Here is a 732-nt window from a genome sequence, read left to right as displayed (position 1 = left end):
CACGGGCTGATCAACCACCAGTCCACCGTGTTCCTGTTCGACCCCGATACCGGCCGCGTCTCGGCGGCGGTCGGGGGCAACCTGCTGACCGCGCTGCGCACCGCGGCGGCCAGTGCCGTGTCCAGCAAATACCTGGCCCCGGAAGGGGCGCGCGTGCTGGGCATGATCGGGGCGGGCCACCAGTCGGCCTTCCAGATGCGCGCCGCCGTCCGCTTCGGCAGCTTCGAGAAAATCATCGGCTGGAACCCCCATCCCGAGATGCTGTCCCGCCTGGCCGACACGGCCGCCGACCTGGGCCTGCCCTTCGAGGCGGTGGACCTGCCGCAGCTGGGCGCGGAAGCCGACGTGATCATCTCCATCACCTCGGCCTTCGAGCCGCTGCTGATGGACGGCCATGTCAAGGGCCCCACCCATATCGCCGCCATGGGCACCGACACCAAGGGCAAGCAGGAACTGGACCCCGCCCTTGTCGCCCGCGCGCGCCTGTTTACCGACGAGGTGGCCCAGTCCCTCAGCATCGGCGAGTTCCAGCACGCGGCGGCACGGGGAACCATCCTGGCCGCCGACGTCACCGCCATCGGCCAGGTCATCATCGGCGCCCATCCGGGACGCGGCGAGGCCGAGGTCACCATCTTCGACGGCACCGGCGTGGGCCTCCAGGACCTCGCCGTCGCATCCGCCGTCGTGGAACTCGCCAAACAACAAGGAAAGGCCGCAAAGGTCGATCTCTGA

Annotated in this window: 1 protein-coding gene; it reads left to right on the top strand. The window is 69.4% G+C overall.

Translation table 11 applies throughout. From position 1 onward, the window contains the following. Positions 1 to 732 (top strand): ornithine cyclodeaminase family protein (locus tag CK944_RS22415; protein ID WP_103175209.1); only part of this gene is annotated, 732 nt, incomplete at its 5' end.

It is taken from the genome of Paracoccus sp. SY, assembly GCF_002901215.1.
Lineage (GTDB): Bacteria > Pseudomonadota > Alphaproteobacteria > Rhodobacterales > Rhodobacteraceae > Paracoccus > Paracoccus acridae.
This window is presented reverse-complemented; position numbering and strand designations above follow the sequence as displayed.